Genomic DNA, 17,468 nt, shown 5'->3' on the forward strand with positions numbered 1-17,468 from the left:
ATTTGCCCGATTGAATGATTGATTGATTGCGGCGCGCGCGGCGATTCTGCCGGACGCGTGCCGGACTTTTTGAGGAGTGTGATGATGAAGCGATATGGTGTTGAAGGCGGGAAGGGAACGGGCGGTCAGCATATGCCGTTTGCGCGTGCAGTCGAAGCGGACGGCTGGCTGTTCGTGTCTGGACAGACGCCGATGGAAAACGGCGAAGTGATCAATGGCGGCATCGTCGAGCAATCGCACAAGGCGATTCAGAACGTGTTCGCGATCCTGAAGGAAGCCGGCTATGGCGCGGAGCATGTGGTCCGCTGCGGCGTGTGGCTGGATGACCCGCGCGACTTCGCGTCGTTCAACAAGGTGTTCCGCGAGTATTTCGGCGAGAACCCGCCGGCGCGCGCCTGTGTCGTTTCTTCGATGGTGATCGACTGTCGCGTTGAAGTGGACTGTGTGGCTTATAAGAAGCCCACGGCCTGATTCTGAATACTTAGCCAGTTTCATTCGCCGCGGAATCGCATCGGATTCCGCGGCGAACAAGCTGCTATTTACTGCCGCGCCAGCCGCATATTGTCAGGCATCGGCAAGTTGTAATTCGTGCGGAACGGATTGATATCCAACCCGCCGCGCCGCGTATAACGCGCATACACCGCGAGCTTCACCGGCTTGCAGGCCTTCAGCACATCGATAAAAATCCGCTCGACACACTGCTCGTGAAAACCAGTGTGATTCCGATACGAGATGATGTAGCGCAGCAAGCCCGCGTGATCGATCTGCGGGCCCACGTAATGAATCTGCACGCTGCCCCAATCGGGCTGCCCCGTCACCGGACAATTCGATTTCAGCAAGTTGGAGAACAGCGTTTCTTCGACCGGTGCCTCATCCAGAGCCGCTTTCAGCAAGGACGCGTCCGGCTGATAAACGTCGGTATCGAGATCCAACCGATCCAGCGACAAACCCTCGAATTCTTCCATCTGCAATTTGCCGAACTCATACGGCGCGGCCAGATGAACGGACACGCTCGCACCGCACGACGCGGACACATCGCGCTTGATCGTGTCGCGCACCGCCTCCATCGACTCGAACGCGGTCTGCGCGAATGAGCCGAGGTAGAGTTTGAACGATTTCGACTCGACGATATTCGGCGAATCCGCCGGCACGAAGAACGTCGCCACCGCGATTTGCGGTTTGCCGCGCGCATTCAGCCAGGACAACTCGTACGCATTCCAGATGTCCGTGCCGAAAAACGGCAACTGCGCGCCGATGCCGATCGCCTCGCGCGCATTTTTTCGCGCGATCGGAAACAGCAAAGAAGCGTCGTATTGTTCGGTGTAAGTGGAGGCCTTACCCAGCGGTGATTGTTCGGGTGTCATGATGCGTTCACGATGCCACTCAGCACGTGCCCCGTCGCCGTCACGACGCGGGCCGATTCGCAGTGGCCAATTTGGTCGTCGAAGAAAAAGTCCGGCTCGAACTCGCGCAGGAATGCGCTCTTATCGAGGCCACCGAGGAACATCGCTTCGTCGATTTCGATGTTCCACGCCATCAAGGTGCGGATCGCGCGCTCGTGTGCGGGCGCCGAGCGCGCCGTCACCAATGCCGTACGAATATGCATCGGCGCGGCTTCGTCCGCGAGTTTTTGCAACCGGTGCAGCGCTTCGAGTAGCGGCTTCAAGGGGCCGTCCGCGAGCGGCAGATCCTTGTTGTGAATCTCGTGGCCGACGAATGCGCGCAAGCCGTCCTTCTGGAATACGCGCTCGGCTTCGTCGGAAAACAGTACCGCGTCGCCGTCGAAGGCAATGCGGATTTCGTCCGGATACTTGCTCGCCATTCTCGCCGATTCGGGCAAGACTCGCGCGGCGGGAAATCCGGCGGCCAGCGCGTCGCGCACGTCCTGCTGATTCGCGGACAGAAACAGCGACGCGTTCAACGGCTTCAGATAGCCGAACGGCGCGCGTCCGCGCGTAAACACTCCGCGCTCGATGGCGAGCCCATGCTCGCGGCACGAGTGGAACGCGCGCAGTCCGCTGATCGGATCGCTGCGCGAAAGAATCACCACTTCGACGCGATGACCGCTGGTGTTCAAGGCCAGCAGCTTGCGGATCAGCGGAAACGCCACACCCGGTTTGGCGGGCACGGTCAGGCGGTCGCGCTGCAACGCTTCATAGGCCTGCAGGTTGCCTTCCTCGTACACGCGGTTCTCTTCCTCGAAGTCGAACAGCGCGCGCGACGAGATTGCCACCACCAGTTTGTCGACAAGCGAAAGAGCCATCTGCGCGTTTCAGTCCTAAGTAATCAAGCGAGGAACAGGCGATACACCGGATTCTGCGTCTCTTCCCAGTTCGGATAGCCGAGCGTGGCGAGAAACTTGTTGAACGCTTCATTCTCGCTGTCCGGCACCTGGATGCCGACCAGAATCGAACTGTAGTCCGCGCCCTGGTTGCGATAGTGGAACAGGCTGATGTTCCAGTTCGGCGCCATCGACGAGAGGAATTTCATCAGCGCACCCGGACGCTCGGGAAACTCGAAGCGGAACAGACGTTCGTCGTGTGCCAAAGGCGAGCGCCCGCCGACCATGTAGCGGATGTGCTGCTTGGAGAGTTCGTCGAACGTCAGGTCGACTGTGGCGAAGTCGTGCGCTTCAAACGCGCCCGCGATCTGCGCCGACTCGCTGCGATTCCTGATCTGCACGCCCACGAAGATATGGGCGGAGTTCGCGTCCGCAATGCGGTAGTTGAATTCAGTGACGCTGCGCGTGCCGACCAGTTCGCAAAAGCGGCGGAAACTGCCACGCTCCTCAGGAATCGTCACGGCGAACACCGCTTCGCGCGCTTCACCGACTTCGGCGCGCTCGGCCACGAAGCGCATGCGGTCGAAGTTCATGTTCGCGCCCGACGTGATCGCGATCAGCGTCTGGTTCTCGATGCCTTCGCGTTCCGCATACTGCTTGGCGCCAGCCACCGCGAGCGAGCCGGCGGGTTCCAGCACGCTGCGGGTGTCCTGGAAGACGTCCTTGATCGCGGCGCATAGCGCATCGGTATTCACGAGCAGCACGTCGTCGAGATATTCGCTGCACAGGCGGAAGGTTTCTTCACCGACGAGCTTCACCGCTGTGCCGTCCGAAAACAACCCGACCTCGTTCAGCGTGACGCGCTCACCGGCTTTCAGCGACGCCGCCATCGCGCACGAATCATCGGTCTGCACGCCGATCACCTTGATCTCCGGGCGCACCGACTTCACGTACGCGGCGACGCCCGCCGCCAGTCCACCCCCGCCGATCGGCACGAAGATCGCGTGAATCGGGCCCTGATGCTGGCTGAGAATTTCCATCGCGACGGTGCCCTGGCCGGCGATCACGTACGGATCGTCGAACGGATGCACGAAGGTCAGGCCGCGCTCCTCCTGCAGTTTCACCGCGTGTCCGTAGGCGTCGCTATACGATTCGCCGAACTGCACCACCTCGACAGTGGGACCGCCGTGCGCGCGCACCGCATCGACCTTCACCTGCGGAGTCGTCACCGGCACCACGATGATCGCCTTCACGCCCATGCGCGCCGCCGACAGCGCCACGCCCTGCGCATGATTGCCCGCCGACGCTGTAATCACGCCGCGTTCCAACGCTTCGGAAGGAATATGCGCCATCTTGTTGTACGCGCCGCGCACCTTGAACGAGAACACCGGCTGGTTGTCCTCGCGCTTCAGGTAGACCGGGTTGCGCAGACGTGCCGACAGATTCGGCGCGCGTTCGAGTTCGGTCTCGCGGGCCACGTCGTAGACGCGCGCGGTCAGGGTTTTTTTCAGGTAGTCGTGGGAAGCCATGCGGGTGGCGCGGAGCGCTTGGTGAGACGGGAAAGGGTCAATGATAGCGCCAACGGTGTACGCTCAGGCCCTCGGCTGATGCACTGGCGCCGCGCCGTACAGCGCCGCCCGACCGTTCGGTTGGTCAATCCGGCAGGTGGGGGCCACCTTACGATTCGCCACGAAAGTGCCCAAACCCCCGCCGCTGTTCCGATTTCAGCCGTCAACGCGTGGCGGGATCATGCGGTAGAATTCCATTTTGGAATAAGGATCGGAAGATGCACTGGCAGCCTCGGATCGCCCACTTGATGCCCGCCCCGCGTGAGTCTTGCCCCGCGGCGGAGCGTCACGTCCGCCACGCACGATCGTGTAGTTATATCTGAGCGCCGCGAAGCGACCGGTGTGGGTTTGGCCGTCGGTCGTGCTTCGCTCCCCAAGAAGATTTCCAGCATTGCGCGCCACGCGCACCGTCAGCCGACGCCTCATCGATGAGCGCGCCGGGTTGACCTACCGAGTCGTCCGACATGAACGCACCTCAAGTTTTCGATCCGCACGGGGCCGCCGCCGCGGTGGCCACCGATCCCGAAGCGCGTCTGCGCGAAATTCCCTACAACTACACGTCGTTTTCCGATCGCGAAATCGTCATCCGTCTGCTCGGCGACGAAGCCTGGGCTGTGCTTGCCGAATTGCGTGCGGAACGCCGCACCGGCCGCTCGGCACGAATGCTGTACGAAGTGCTCGGCGACATCTGGGTAGTGCGCCGCAATCCTTACCTGCAAGACGACCTGCTCGACAATCCGAAGCGCCGCGCGATGCTGATCGAAGCGCTGCATCACCGTTTGAGCGAGATCGAAAAGCGCCGCCGCGCCGATCTGACCGAACACGGCGATGAAGCGGGCATCGACCGCGCCGCTCGCGTGGAAACGCTGGTGCAGGCCGCGCGCCGCGCCGTCGACGAATTCGCCAGCGAGTTTCAGAAGACCTATGACCTGCGCAAGCGTGCGACCAAGGTTCTGGGCAAGGTCACGGAAAAGGACAACATCAAGTTCGACGGTCTATCGCGCGTCTCGCACGTAACCGACGCGACCGACTGGCGCGTCGAATACCCGTTCGTCGTGCTCACGCCGGATACCGAAGCCGAGATCGCCGGCATGATCAAGGCGTGTTTCGAACTCGGTCTGACCGTGATTCCACGCGGAGGCGGCACGGGCTACACAGGCGGCGCGGTGCCGCTCACGCCGTTCTCGGCCGTCATCAATACTGAAAAGCTCGAACAACTCGGCGCGGTCGAAATGACCGAATTGCCGGGCGTCGACCGTAAAGTCGCGACAATTTTCTCCGGCGCGGGCGTGGTTACGCGCCGCGTGACCGAAGCGGCCGAGCAGGCCGGCTTCGTGTTCGCCGTCGATCCGACCTCGCTGGATGCATCCTGCGTGGGCGGCAACGTCGCGATGAACGCGGGCGGCAAGAAGGCGGTGTTGTGGGGCACGGCGCTCGACAATCTCGCCTGGTGGCGCATGGTCGACCCGGAAGGGAACTGGCTCGAAGTCACGCGCCTCGAGCACAACATGGGCAAGATTCACGACATCGAAGTCGCGCGTTTCGAGCTCAAATGGTTCGACGGCAACTACGCGCCGGGCGAAAAACTGCTGCGCACGGAAGCGCTCGACATCAAGGGCCGCGTGTTCCGTAAGGAAGGTCTCGGCAAGGACGTCACGGACAAGTTCCTCGCCGGTCTGCCGGGCGTCCAGAAGGAAGGCTGCGACGGGCTCATCACCTCCGCGCGCTGGGTGCTGCACAAGATGCCGGCGCACACGCGCACCGTCTGCCTCGAATTCTTCGGCCAGGCACGCGACGCGATTCCGAGCATCGTCGAAATCAAGGACTATCTGTTCGAAACGTCGAAGCAGGGCGGCGCGGTTCTCGCCGGCCTCGAGCATCTGGACGAGCGCTATTTGCGCGCGGTCGGCTACGCGACCAAGAGCAAGCGCAACGCGTTTCCGAAGATGGTGCTAATCGGCGACATCGTGGGCAACGACGCGGACGCGGTCGCGCAAGCCACCTCGGAAGTCGTGCGCATGGCCAACGGCAAGAGCGGCGAAGGTTTCGTCGCGGTCAACGCCGAGGCGCGCAAGCGTTTCTGGCTCGACCGCAGCCGCACGGCCGCGATCGCCAAGCACACCAACGCGTTCAAGATCAACGAAGACGTGGTGATCCCGCTCGATCGCATGGGCGAGTACACGGACGGTATCGAGCGCATCAACATCGAGTTGTCGATCAAGAACAAGCTGCAACTGGTCGACGCGCTCGAAGCGTTCTTCCAGGCCGGCAAGCTGCCGCTCGGCAAGAGCGACGACGCCAACGAAATTCCGAGCGCCGAACTGCTCGAAGACCGCGTGCAGCAGGCGCTCGATCTGCTCAAGCGCGTGCGCACGCGCTGGGAATTCCTGCGCGACAAGCTCGACCTGTCGCTGCGTGAGGCGCAGCACTATCTGGTCGGTCTCGGCTACGAAGCGCTGGCGGAGAAGTTCGCCGACCGCGCGGATGCGCAGCCCGACGCCACCGTGTTCCATGTCACGCAGGACCGTACGATCCGCGTGTCGTGGAAGCAGGAGATCCGCGCCGAACTGCGGCAGATCTTCAACGGCGGCGAGTTCAAGCCGATCCTCGACGAAGCCCAGGCGATCCACAAGCAGGTGCTGCGTGGCCGCGTGTTCGTCGCGCTGCACATGCACGCGGGCGACGGCAACGTTCACACGAACCTGCCGGTCAACTCCGACAACTACGAGATGCTGCAGGACGCCCACACGGCGGTCGCGCGCATCATGAAGCTGGCGCGTTCGCTCGACGGCGTGATTTCCGGCGAGCACGGCATCGGCATCACCAAGCTCGAATTCCTCACCGACGAGGAGATCAGCGAATTCCGCGCCTACAAGCAGCGCGTCGATCCGCATGGCCGCTTCAATGCGGGCAAGCTGCTCGAAGGCGCCGACCTGCGCAACGCCTACACGCCGAGCTTCGGCCTGATGGGCTATGAATCGCTGATCATGCAGCAGTCCGATATCGGCGCGATTTCCGAGTCGATCAAGGACTGCTTGCGCTGCGGCAAGTGCAAGCCGGTATGCGCGACCCACGTGCCGCGCGCGAACCTGCTGTACAGCCCGCGCAACAAGATTCTCGCCACTTCGCTGCTGGTCGAGGCGTTCCTGTACGAAGAGCAGACCCGCCGCGGCGTGTCGATCAAGCACTGGGACGAGTTCAACGACGTCGCCGATCACTGCACTGTCTGTCACAAATGCGTGACGCCGTGTCCGGTGAAGATCGACTTCGGCGACGTGACCATGAACATGCGCAACCTGCTGCGCAAGATGGGCAAGAAGAAGTTCAACGCGGGCAACGCGGCCGGCATGTTCTTCCTCAACGCGACCAACCCGCAGACCATCAACCTCGCGCGCACCGCGATGATGGGCATCGGCTACAAGGCGCAGCGCCTCGGCAACGACGTGCTGAAGAAGTTCGCGAAGAAGCAGACGGCGCACCCGCCGGCAACCGTCGGCAAGCCGCCGGTCACGCAGCAGGTGATCCACTTCATGAACAAGAAGATGCCGGGCAACCTGCCGAAGAAGACCGCGCGCGCGTTGCTCGACATCGAGGACAACAAGATCGTCCCGATCATCCGCAATCCGAAGACGACCACCGCCGACACGGAAGCCGTGTTCTACTTCCCGGGCTGCGGCTCCGAGCGGCTGTTCTCGCAGGTCGGTCTCGCCACCCAGGCCATGCTGTGGGAAGTGGGCGTGCAAACCGTGCTGCCGCCGGGCTACCTGTGCTGCGGCTATCCGCAACGCGGTTCGGGCCAGTACGACAAGGCCGAGCAGATCGTCACGGACAACCGCGTGCTGTTCCACCGCGTCGCCAATACGCTGAACTACCTCGACATCAAGACGGTGGTGGTGTCGTGCGGCACATGCTACGACCAGCTCGCCGGTTACGAATTCGAGAAGATCTTCCCGGGCTGCCGGATCATCGACATTCACGAGTTTCTGCTGGAGAAAGGCATGAAGCTCGACGGCGTGAACGGCGTGCGCTACATGTACCACGACCCGTGCCACACGCCGATCAAGACGATGGACCCGGTCAAGCTCGTCAATCAGCTGATGGGCTCGGAGAAGGACGGCTACCAGATCGAGAAGAACGATCGCTGCTGTGGCGAATCCGGCACACTCGCGGTCACGCGTCCAGATATTTCGACGCAGGTGCGCTTCCGCAAGGAAGAGGAGATCCGCAAGGGCGCGGCGAAGCTGCGCGGCGTTCCGCTCGTCGCTGAAGCGGGCGCGAACGGGATCAATCCGGCCAATGCATCGGCCGGCTCGGCGGGTGCGCCGAACGGCTCCGTGCTCAAGGCCGGCGACGGCCCGCAGCCGAAGGGCGCCACCGACGTGAAGATCCTCACGAGCTGCCCGTCTTGCCTGCAAGGTCTGTCGCGTTACAACGAAGATGCGGGCATCGAGGCGGATTACATCGTCGTCGAGATGGCACGTCACGTGCTCGGTGAAGACTGGATGGTCGACTACGTGCAGCGTGCGAACAATGGCGGAATCGAGCGCGTGCTGGTTTAATGGCACGACCGACGATTTTTGCCTGAGGACGACGATGGATTGCGTTTTTTGCCGTGAAGATGGCGGCGATGTGCTGTGGCACGACGACACCTTGCGTGTCGTCCTCGCCGACGAACACGATTACCCGGGCTTTTGCCGGGTCATCTGGAACGAGCATGTGGCCGAGTTTTCCGACCTCGACGGAAACGACCGCGATCGCGTGATGAAGGCCGTGTATGCGGTCGAGCGCGCGATCCGGCGCATCCTGCAGCCGGTCAAGGTCAACCTGGCGAGCCTCGGCAACCAGGTTCCGCACGTGCACTGGCACGTGATTCCGCGTTTTTCGAACGACGCTCATTTTCCGCTGCCCATCTGGGCGCCGCGCCAGCGCACGGTGTCCGAAGCCATGCTGTCGTCGCGCCGCGCGCAAGCCACCTTGCTGCGCGAAGCGGTGCGGCAGGAAATCGAACAGGCGCTGGGTTGAGCGACCGCGCACCTATCGTGTCGTGCGTTTGCGGCCGAGGGAGCAGGGAAACTTGAGACGGCGTTTTCTATGAGGTCAATATGAGTGGACTGACTCCCGATACTCCGGTGCCGACCGGCGTGGTCGTGCATTCCAAATCGCGTGTGCTCGAATTGCAGTACGCAAACGGCGAATCGTATCGCCTGCCGTTCGAACTGCTGCGCGTGTATTCGCCGTCGGCGGAAGTGATGGGCCACGGGCCCGGCCAGGAAACCCTGCAGACCGGCAAGCGCGACGTGACGATCACGATGATCGAGGGCGTCGGCAACTATGCCCTGCAGCCGACTTTCTCCGACGGACACGCCACCGGCATCTATTCGTGGGACCTGCTGTACGACATGGCCGTGCGCCAGGATGAACTCTGGCGCGACTATCTCGCCAAACTTCAGGCGGCCGGCGTCGACCGCGATACGCCTATGGTTCAAGCCGGCGCTGCGCACGGGCACTGTCACTGATACGATTCGCCCCGATCGCCGCACTGATGCGGCGCAACATTCAGAATACGCGAAAGGACAAGCGCGATGAGCAAAACCCACTTCGGCTTTCAATCGGTCGACGAACAGGACAAGGCGCAGAAGGTGGCGGGCGTGTTCCACTCGGTTGCCGCCAACTACGACTTGATGAACGACCTGATGTCGGGCGGGTTGCACCGGACGTGGAAGATGTTCACGATCGCCCAGGCCAACGTGCGGCCGGGCTACAAGGTGCTCGATATCGCGGGCGGCACGGGCGATCTGTCGAAGGCCTTCGCGAAGCAGGCGGGCGAAACCGGCGAAGTCTGGCATACCGACATCAATGAATCGATGCTGCGCGTGGGGCGCGACCGCTTGCTGGACAAGGGCGTGATCACGCCGGCGCTGCTTTGCGACGCAGAGAAAATCCCCTTTCCGGACAATTACTTCGATGTGGTCACGGTGGCATTCGGCCTGCGCAACATGACGCACAAGGACGTCGCGCTGGCGGAAATGCGGCGCGTGCTGAAACCGGCGGGGCGTTTGCTGGTGCTGGAATTTTCGAAGGTATGGGATCCGCTCAAAAAGGTCTACGACGTCTATTCTTTTAAGGTGTTGCCGTGGTTGGGCGAACGCTTTGCGAAAGATGCCGAGAGCTACCAGTACCTCGCGGAATCGATCCGGATGCATCCGGACCAGGAAACTTTGAAAACAATGATGGAACAAGCAGGCCTGGACGGCGTCAAATATTACAATTTGTCAGCTGGCGTGGTAGCTTTACATGTGGGGACCAAATACTAGGGTTCCTAACCCATCGATTTTTAAAGGAAAGTACGAAAATGTCCGATTCAGGTGTGTTATCTCCCCGTAAGGTTGGGCGGTCGCTGGTGAGAAGAATCGGACTGATCGCGATGGTCGGCCTGATCATGGCCGGCTCCCTCGCTTCGCTCGATGCGGAAGCTCGCCGCATGGGCGGTGGCCGTAGCATCGGCCGTCAGTCGAATAGCGTGACGCAGCAGTCCGCGCCGTCGCAACCTTCCCAAGGCAATCAGGCCATGCAGCAGCGTGCGCAGCCGGCACCGGCGCCCGCGCCGACACCCGCCGCGCAACCTAACCGTTCGCGCTGGCTCGGGCCGATCGCCGGTTTGGCGGCCGGTCTCGGCATCGCTGCGTTGCTGTCGCACTTTGGCCTGGGCGGCGCGTTCGCCGGCGCCATGGCCAATATCATCGTGATTGCGATTATCGCGATGATCGGTATCTGGCTGATCCGCCGCTTCATGGGCCGCAAGCGCGACTCGGCGCAGCCGGCGTACGCGGGCAGTTCGCCGTCGCTCAACTCGGGCGGTACGGGCTACTCGCAGGAACCGCGCTATAACGCGCCGCCCACCGGCTCGTATCTCGAACCGCAAGGCAATCCGCTGAGCACGCCGACCATCAACGCCGTGCCTGTGGTGCCGGCCGGCTTCGACTCGGAAGCGTTCCTGCGTAATGCCAAGGTCTACTTCGTGCGTCTGCAAGCCGCATGGGACGTCGGCAACATGGACGACATCCGCGAATTCACCACGCCGGAAATGTTCGCCGAGGTGAAGGTCGATCTGTCGTCGCGCGGTGCGGAGACGAATCAGACGGACGTGGTGCAACTGAATGCCGAGCTGCTCGGCGTGGAAGAGCGCGCGAACGAATACTTCGCCAGCGTCCGCTTCTCGGGCCTGATTCGCGAAGCGCCGGGCGCGGCGGCCGAGCCGTTCGTCGAAGTCTGGAACCTGTCCAAGGCGAACCGTGCCGGCGAAGGCTGGCTGCTGGCCGGCATCCAGCAGGTCACGCAGCACTGAAACAGGCGGTGCGATAGAGGCCGCGCGCCGGATCAACGCGTTCTTGAATCGCACCTGGCGTTGGCCGTTCGGCATAGCAAGCCGCAAAGCGAACGGACGTTACAATAGGAACCCGCGCGGGCACCTCGCTCGCGCGGGTTTTTTCTTGCCACTTTCAATGACCCTCGCCGCCAAGCCCTTCGCTGCTGCTGTCAATCATCTGCTCGCCCGCGAATCGTGGGCTCGTGAGCGCCTCGCCCCCTACGCGGGCAAGACCGCGAGACTGTCATGTCCGCCGGTCGTGTTGATGCTGCTGGTGCAACCGGACGGCTATCTGAGCGCGGTCGCCGCCACCGAGGCGCAACAGTTCGACGTGACCATCTCGGTGCCCTCCGACGCGTTGCCCGCTTTCGTGCAAGGCGGCCAGGCGGCGGTGATGAAGCACGTGAAGATCGAAGGCGACGCCGAATTCGCCACCGTGATCGCCAAGCTCGCCGAACATCTGCGCTGGGAGCCGGAAGAAGATCTGGCCAAGCTCATCGGCGACGGACCGGCGTGGCGGGTGGCGTCGGTCGTGCGCACGGTCGGCGAACATGTGCAGCGCACCGGGCGCAATCTGCTCGACACCGCCGCCGAGTATCTGCTCGACGAGAATCCGCAACTGGTGCGCCGCGCCGCGCTCGAGGATTTCAACGTCGAACTGGCCCGCGCGCGCGACGCGCTGGCGCGCGTGGAAAAACGCCTCGAGCGTCTTGAACAGAAGGTCGAAGCCCGCGGCGCCGATGCGCCGGGCGGCGCCGCCACGTCGCGCGGCACGCGCTAGTCACCGGGCACAACTATGCGTTTTCTGCGTTTCCTCAAGATTTTTTTCACGGTCATCCGCTTCGGTCTCGATGAGATGATGCTCAGCCGCATCAACGACCGGCGCGTGCGTCTGCTGCTGCGTATCACCACCATCGGGCGCAAGTTCGATGCGCCGCCGGGCGTGCGTTTGCGGCTCGCGCTCGAAAGCCTCGGGCCGATCTTCGTCAAGTTCGGGCAGGTGTTGTCCACGCGGCGCGATCTGTTGCCGGTGGATATCGCCAACGAACTGGCAAAGCTCCAGGATCAGGTGCCGCCTTTCGATTCGGCGGTGGCGATCGGGTTGGTCGAGAAGTCGCTCGGCGCACCGGTCGACGTGCTGTTCGACGACTTCGAGCGAGTGCCGGTGGCGAGCGCCTCGATCGCGCAGGTGCACTTCGCCACGGTGAAGGCGGGACAGCACGCCGGCAAGGCCGTCGCCGTGAAGGTGCTGCGCCCGAACATGCTGCCGGTGATCGATTCCGACCTCGCCTTGCTGCGCGACATCGCCGTGTGGGCCGAGCGGCTGTGGGCCGACGGCAAGCGCCTGAAGCCGCGCGAGGTGGTCGCCGAATTCGACAAATATCTGCACGACGAACTCGATCTGATGCGCGAGGCGGCCAACGGCAGCCAGTTGCGGCGCAACTTCGCCGGGCTCGACCTGCTGCTGGTGCCGGAGATGTACTGGGAGTTTTGCACGCCCACGGTGCTGGTCATGGAGCGTATGGTCGGCGTGCCGATCAGCCAGGTGGAAACGCTGCGCGCGGCCGGCGTCGATATTCCGAAGCTGGCGCGCGAAGGCGTCGAGATTTTCTTCACCCAGGTGTTCCGCGACGGCTTTTTCCACGCCGACATGCACCCGGGCAACATTCAGGTGAGTCTCGATCCGGCCCACTTCGGCCGCTATATCGCGCTCGATTTCGGCATCATCGGCGCGCTGTCGGACTTCGATAAGAACTACCTCGCGCAGAACTTCCTCGCGTTCTTCAAGCGCGACTACCATCGCGTCGCCACGCTGCATCTGGAGTCGGGCTGGGTGCCGCCGACTACCCGCGTCGAAGAACTCGAGAGCGCGATCCGTGCCGTGTGCGAGCCGTACTTCGACCGCGCGCTGAAAGATATTTCGCTCGGCCAGGTTCTGATGCGCCTGTTCTCGACCTCGCGTCGCTTCAACGTCGAAATCCAGCCGCAACTGGTGCTGCTGCAAAAAACCATGCTGAACGTGGAAGGCCTCGGCCGCTCGCTCGATCCCGAACTGGATCTGTGGAAGACGGCCAAGCCTTATCTCGAACGCTGGATGAACGAACAGATCGGCGTGCGCGGCTGGTACGAGCGCCTGAAGATCGAGGCGCCGCAGTGGAGCAAGACGCTGCCGCAGTTGCCGCGCCTGATTCATCACGTGCTGGCCGAGCGCCACGACAACAAGCGCGGCACGAACGACGACATGATTCGCCAGATCCTGCTCGAGCAAAAACGCACCAACCGGCTGCTGCAAAGCTTGCTGCTGTTCGGCGTGGCGGTCGGTGTCGGCGCGGTGCTGGCGCGGGCGTTTCTGGTGCTCGCTTACGGCGGTTGATTGCGATCCCTGCGAGGTAACCAATGAGCGACCCGACCCAACCCTCCGCGCCCGACTTCGAGAGCCGCGACCCCAACTCGCCCGAGTTCTGGAACGAGCGTTTCGAGCGCGGGTTCATGCCGTGGGATCAGGCGGGCGTGCCGTCCGCGTTTCAGTCGTTTGCCGCTCGCCACAGCGGCGCGGCCGTGTTGATTCCAGGTTGCGGCAGCGCGTACGAAGCGGTCTGGCTGGCCGGGCAGGGCAATCCGGTCCGCGCGATCGACTTTTCACCGGCCGCCGTCGCGGCGGCGCATGAGCAGTTGGGCGCGCAGCACGCGCAACTGGTGGAACAGGCGGATTTCTTCACGTATGAGCCGCCTTTCACGCCGGCCTGGATTTACGAGCGCGCGTTCTTCTGCGCGCTGCCGCTCGCGCGCCGCGCGGACTATGCACGACGGATGGCCGAGCTGCTGCCCGACGGCGCGTTGCTCGCGGGCCTCTTTTTCATCGGCGCGACGCCGAAAGGGCCGCCGTTCGGCATCGAGCGTGCGGAACTCGACGCGCTGCTCACGCCGTACTTCGAGCTGATTGAAGACGAAGCGGTGCATGATTCGATTGCCATTTTCGCGGGACGTGAGCGCTGGCTAACCTGGCGCCGCCGCGCCTGACGATGCGGCTGCGGCGCTCCACGGCGACGCGCGCCGTACTTGATTCGGCCGCGGCCGCCCCCACTTAAGCGAGCGGCGGCTGCGTCGAGCGCTTGTCCCCAAAATCCGGGGGAGGGGAATCGTTTGCGGCTATAATTCAAGGCTTTGCAAGCGTTTACTAGATTTCAGTAGGGAAAAAGATCATGCCGATCTACGCTTATCGTTGCGAATCGTGCGGCTTCGGGAAGGACGTGCTTCAGAAGATCAGCGACCCCCAGTTGACGCAGTGTCCCGAGTGCGGGAAAGACACATATCGCAAGCAGGTCACGGCTGCCGGCTTCCAGTTGAAGGGCTCCGGCTGGTACGTGACCGATTTTCGCGGCGGCAATGGCGGCAAGAGCGCGCCTGCCAAGCCCGACGCCAACGGCGCCTCGAATGGCGCTTCGGGCGAGAACGCGGGCGCCAATAACGGCGCCGCGCAATCCGACGCGGCGCCGGCCAGCAGCACGGCTGCAACGCCGTCCGCGCCTGCTGCCGCACCGGCCGCTTCGGCGAGTTCGAGCGATTCCGGCAGCGCCTAGCAGGACTGCCGCCCTTCGGGGCGGCGCACACGCCGCACGTTGGGCTTCGGCCCGCGCGGCTTTCTGGCGGTACACATGACGACGAAAAAAACGACGCTCAAATCGGTGTTCCTGACTGGCCTGCTGGTGCTGGTGCCTTTGGCCATCACACTGTGGGTGCTCGGTCTGATCATCGGCACGATGGACCAGACGCTGTTGCTGCTGCCGCGCGCGTGGCAGCCGGAGCGCCTGTTCGGCTTTCGCCTGCCCGGCCTCGGCGCAGTGCTCACGCTCGCCTTCATCTTTGTCGTTGGACTGTTGACGCAGAACTTCATTGGGCAGAAGCTCGTGAAGTGGTGGGAAGTCGTGGTCGCTCACATTCCGGTGGTCGGCCCGATCTACACCAGCGTCAAGCAGGTGTCCGATACCCTGCTGTCGAGCAGCGGCAACGCGTTTCGCAAGGCGCTCCTGATCGAGTACCCGCGCCGCGGCTCCTATACGATTGCGTTTCTGACCGGCATTCCGGGCGGCGACGTCATCAACCACCTGAAAGAAGATCACGTCAGCGTGTATGTGCCGACTACGCCGAATCCAACTTCCGGCTTCTTCCTGATGGTGCCCAAGAGCGAAGTGATCGAACTCGACATGACGGTCGACGCCGCGCTCAAGTACATCGTCTCGATGGGCGTCGTGGCGCCGTCCGCGCCGCCGGCGCCGGTGCGCCGCACGACAGTCGAGCCTCCGCTGTAACGCGGCACGTAGCGTTTTAATGCCACGCGCCGTTCAACCAATGCATAACGAAAGACAAACATCATGTCGATGAGATCTCAATACTGCGGTCTGGTGACCGAAGAACTGCTGGGCCAATCCGTCTCGCTGTGCGGCTGGGTGAGTCGCCGCCGCGACCATGGCGGCGTCATCTTCATCGACCTGCGCGATCGCGAAGGCCTCGTTCAGGTCGTCTGCGACCCGGACCGCGCGGAGATGTTCAAGGCGGCCGAAGGCGTGCGCAACGAGTTCTGCCTGCAGATCAAGGGCGTGGTTCGTGCCCGTCCGGAAGGCACCACGAACGCCGCGCTCAAGAGCGGCAAGATCGAAGTGCTGTGCCACGAACTGATCGTGCTGAACCCGTCGATCACGCCGCCGTTCCAGCTTGACGACGACAACCTGTCGGAAACCACGCGTCTCACGCACCGCGTGCTGGACCTGCGCCGTCCGCAGATGCAGCACAACCTGCGTCTGCGTTACCGCGTCGCGATCGAGGCGCGCAAGTACCTCGACTCACTGGGCTTCATCGACATCGAAACGCCGATGCTGACCAAGAGCACGCCGGAAGGCGCGCGCGACTACCTCGTGCCGTCGCGCACGAACCCGGGCCAGTTCTTCGCGCTGCCGCAGTCGCCGCAACTCTTCAAGCAACTGTTGATGGTGGCGAACTTCGATCGCTACTATCAGATCGTCAAGTGCTTCCGCGACGAAGACCTGCGCGCCGACCGTCAGCCGGAATTCACGCAGATCGACTGCGAAACCTCGTTCCTGTCGGAACAGGAAATTCGCGATCTGTTCGAAGACATGATTCGTCATGTGTTCAAAGAAACGATCGGCGTCGCGCTCGACGAGAAATTCCCGGTCATGCTGTATTCGGAAGCCATGCGCCGCTTCGGTTCGGACAAGCCGGACCTGCGCGTGAAGCTCGAATTCACGGACCTCACGGATGCGGTCCGCGACGTCGACTTCAAGGTGTTCAGCACGCCGGCCAACACGAAAGACGGCCGTGTCGCGGCGATTCGCGTGCCGAAGGGCGGCGAGCTCTCGCGTGGCGACATCGACAGCTATACGGAATTCGTGCGCATCTACGGCGCGAAGGGCCTCGCGTGGATCAAGGTCAACGAAGTGGCGAAGGGCCGTGACGGTCTGCAAAGCCCGATCGTCAAGAACCTGCACGACGAAGCGGTCAAGGCGATCATCGAGCGCACCGGCGCGCAAGACGGCGACATCATCTTCTTCGCGGCGGATCGCGCGAAGGTGGTGAACGACAGCCTCGGCGCACTGCGTCTGAAGATCGGCCATTCGGAATTCGGCAAGGCCAATGGTCTCGTCGAGTCCGGCTGGAAGCCGCTGTGGGTGGTCGACTTCCCGATGTTCGAATACGACGAGGAAGACAACCGCTACGTCGCCGCGCATCATCCGTTCACGAGCCCGAAGGACGAGCACCTCGAGTATCTGGAAACGGATCCGGCGCGCTGCCTTGCGAAGGCCTACGACATGGTGCTGAACGGCTGGGAAATCGGCGGCGGTTCGGTGCGTATTCACCGTGAAGAAGTGCAGAGCAAGGTGTTCCGCGCGCTGAAGATCAACGCGGAAGAAGCGCAAGCCAAGTTCGGCTTCCTGCTCGACGCGCTGCAATACGGCGCGCCGCCGCACGGCGGTATCGCGTTCGGCCTGGACCGCATCGTCACGATGATGGCCGGCGCCGATTCGATCCGCGACGTGATCGCGTTCCCGAAGACGCAACGCGCGCAGTGTCTGCTCACGCAGGCGCCGAGCGAAGTGGACGAGCGCCAGTTGCGCGAGTTGCACATCCGTCTGCGTCAGCCGGAACCGAAGGTGTAACGGCTTGAAGCCAGTCAGTGCTGTCTGAAAAACGACAGCGGAAGCAATCGAAAAAGGCGCGTCATGCGCCTTTTTCGTTT

At 62.9% G+C, this 17,468-nt stretch carries 15 protein-coding genes; 12 read left to right on the forward strand and 3 right to left on the reverse strand.

Going from position 1 to position 17,468, the window contains the following annotated elements:
- The first annotated feature begins 84 nt into the window (after positions 1-84).
- A complete protein-coding gene (locus P0D96_RS08615; RefSeq protein ID WP_007179354.1) occupies positions 85-471 on the forward strand; it encodes a RidA family protein in 387 nt (128 codons plus the stop codon).
- A 68-nt stretch (positions 472-539) separates the two neighbouring features.
- Here P0D96_RS08615 and queF read toward each other — a convergent pair whose 3' ends face one another.
- From queF to ilvA, 3 genes are read right to left on the reverse strand one after another with little or no spacing between them, the layout of a single operon-like run.
- On the reverse strand, positions 540-1,364 hold the full coding sequence (queF, locus tag P0D96_RS08620; protein WP_408178310.1) for an NADPH-dependent 7-cyano-7-deazaguanine reductase QueF: 825 nt from the start codon (positions 1,362-1,364) through the stop codon (positions 540-542).
- Positions 1,361-2,263, reverse strand: coding sequence for a 5'-nucleotidase (locus P0D96_RS08625; protein WP_132376077.1), 903 nt, complete (start codon positions 2,261-2,263; stop codon positions 1,361-1,363). The genes queF and P0D96_RS08625 overlap by 4 nt, the downstream gene beginning before the upstream one ends.
- A gap of 23 nt (positions 2,264-2,286) precedes the next feature.
- Complete coding sequence (gene ilvA / locus P0D96_RS08630) at positions 2,287-3,810, reverse strand: threonine ammonia-lyase, biosynthetic (RefSeq protein WP_408284231.1); 1,524 nt, start codon at positions 3,808-3,810, stop codon at positions 2,287-2,289.
- Between the two features lie 503 nt (positions 3,811-4,313).
- Here ilvA and P0D96_RS08635 point away from each other — a divergent pair.
- From P0D96_RS08635 to aspS, 11 genes are all read left to right on the forward strand, one after another.
- Complete coding sequence (locus P0D96_RS08635; protein WP_408284235.1) at positions 4,314-8,408, forward strand: DUF3683 domain-containing protein; 4,095 nt, start codon at positions 4,314-4,316, stop codon at positions 8,406-8,408.
- Positions 8,409-8,442: 34 nt separating this feature from the next.
- Positions 8,443-8,871 carry an HIT family protein gene (locus P0D96_RS08640; RefSeq protein ID WP_132376074.1) on the forward strand — a complete coding sequence of 143 codons (429 nt, stop codon included), beginning with the start codon at positions 8,443-8,445 and terminating at the stop codon, positions 8,869-8,871.
- Positions 8,872-8,951: 80 nt separating this feature from the next.
- Positions 8,952-9,365: a gamma-butyrobetaine hydroxylase family protein gene (locus tag P0D96_RS08645; RefSeq protein ID WP_132376073.1), complete on the forward strand. Its 414-nt coding sequence runs from the start codon at positions 8,952-8,954 to the stop codon at positions 9,363-9,365.
- Positions 9,366-9,431: 66 nt separating this feature from the next.
- Positions 9,432-10,163, forward strand: a complete 732-nt coding sequence (gene ubiE, locus P0D96_RS08650) for a bifunctional demethylmenaquinone methyltransferase/2-methoxy-6-polyprenyl-1,4-benzoquinol methylase UbiE (protein WP_408312967.1) — start codon at positions 9,432-9,434, stop codon at positions 10,161-10,163.
- Between the two features lie 38 nt (positions 10,164-10,201).
- Entirely contained in the window at positions 10,202-11,194 is a 993-nt protein-coding gene (locus P0D96_RS08655; RefSeq protein WP_408312970.1) for a Tim44 domain-containing protein, read from the forward strand.
- A 157-nt stretch (positions 11,195-11,351) separates the two neighbouring features.
- The gene (locus tag P0D96_RS08660) at positions 11,352-11,996 is read left to right on the forward strand and encodes a ubiquinone biosynthesis accessory factor UbiJ (protein ID WP_132376071.1); all 645 of its coding nucleotides are present in this window, start codon (positions 11,352-11,354) and stop codon (positions 11,994-11,996) included.
- A gap of 15 nt (positions 11,997-12,011) precedes the next feature.
- Positions 12,012-13,589 carry a ubiquinone biosynthesis regulatory protein kinase UbiB gene (gene ubiB / locus P0D96_RS08665; RefSeq protein WP_408178314.1) on the forward strand — a complete coding sequence of 526 codons (1,578 nt, stop codon included), beginning with the start codon at positions 12,012-12,014 and terminating at the stop codon, positions 13,587-13,589.
- Positions 13,590-13,612: 23 nt separating this feature from the next.
- Entirely contained in the window at positions 13,613-14,236 is a 624-nt protein-coding gene (locus P0D96_RS08670; protein WP_408312973.1) for a class I SAM-dependent methyltransferase, read from the forward strand.
- Positions 14,237-14,418: 182 nt separating this feature from the next.
- Positions 14,419-14,796 carry an FmdB family zinc ribbon protein gene (locus P0D96_RS08675; protein WP_132376068.1) on the forward strand — a complete coding sequence of 126 codons (378 nt, stop codon included), beginning with the start codon at positions 14,419-14,421 and terminating at the stop codon, positions 14,794-14,796.
- A 75-nt stretch (positions 14,797-14,871) separates the two neighbouring features.
- The gene (locus tag P0D96_RS08680; RefSeq protein WP_012431717.1) at positions 14,872-15,525 is read left to right on the forward strand and encodes a DUF502 domain-containing protein; all 654 of its coding nucleotides are present in this window, start codon (positions 14,872-14,874) and stop codon (positions 15,523-15,525) included.
- Between the two features lie 63 nt (positions 15,526-15,588).
- Positions 15,589-17,388, forward strand: a complete 1,800-nt coding sequence (gene aspS / locus P0D96_RS08685; RefSeq protein WP_132376067.1) for an aspartate--tRNA ligase — start codon at positions 15,589-15,591, stop codon at positions 17,386-17,388.
- The last annotated feature ends 80 nt before the right edge of the window (positions 17,389-17,468 follow it).

The organism is Paraburkholderia sp. RL17-347-BIC-D, assembly GCF_046027915.1.
Classification (GTDB): Bacteria; Pseudomonadota; Gammaproteobacteria; order Burkholderiales; family Burkholderiaceae; genus Paraburkholderia.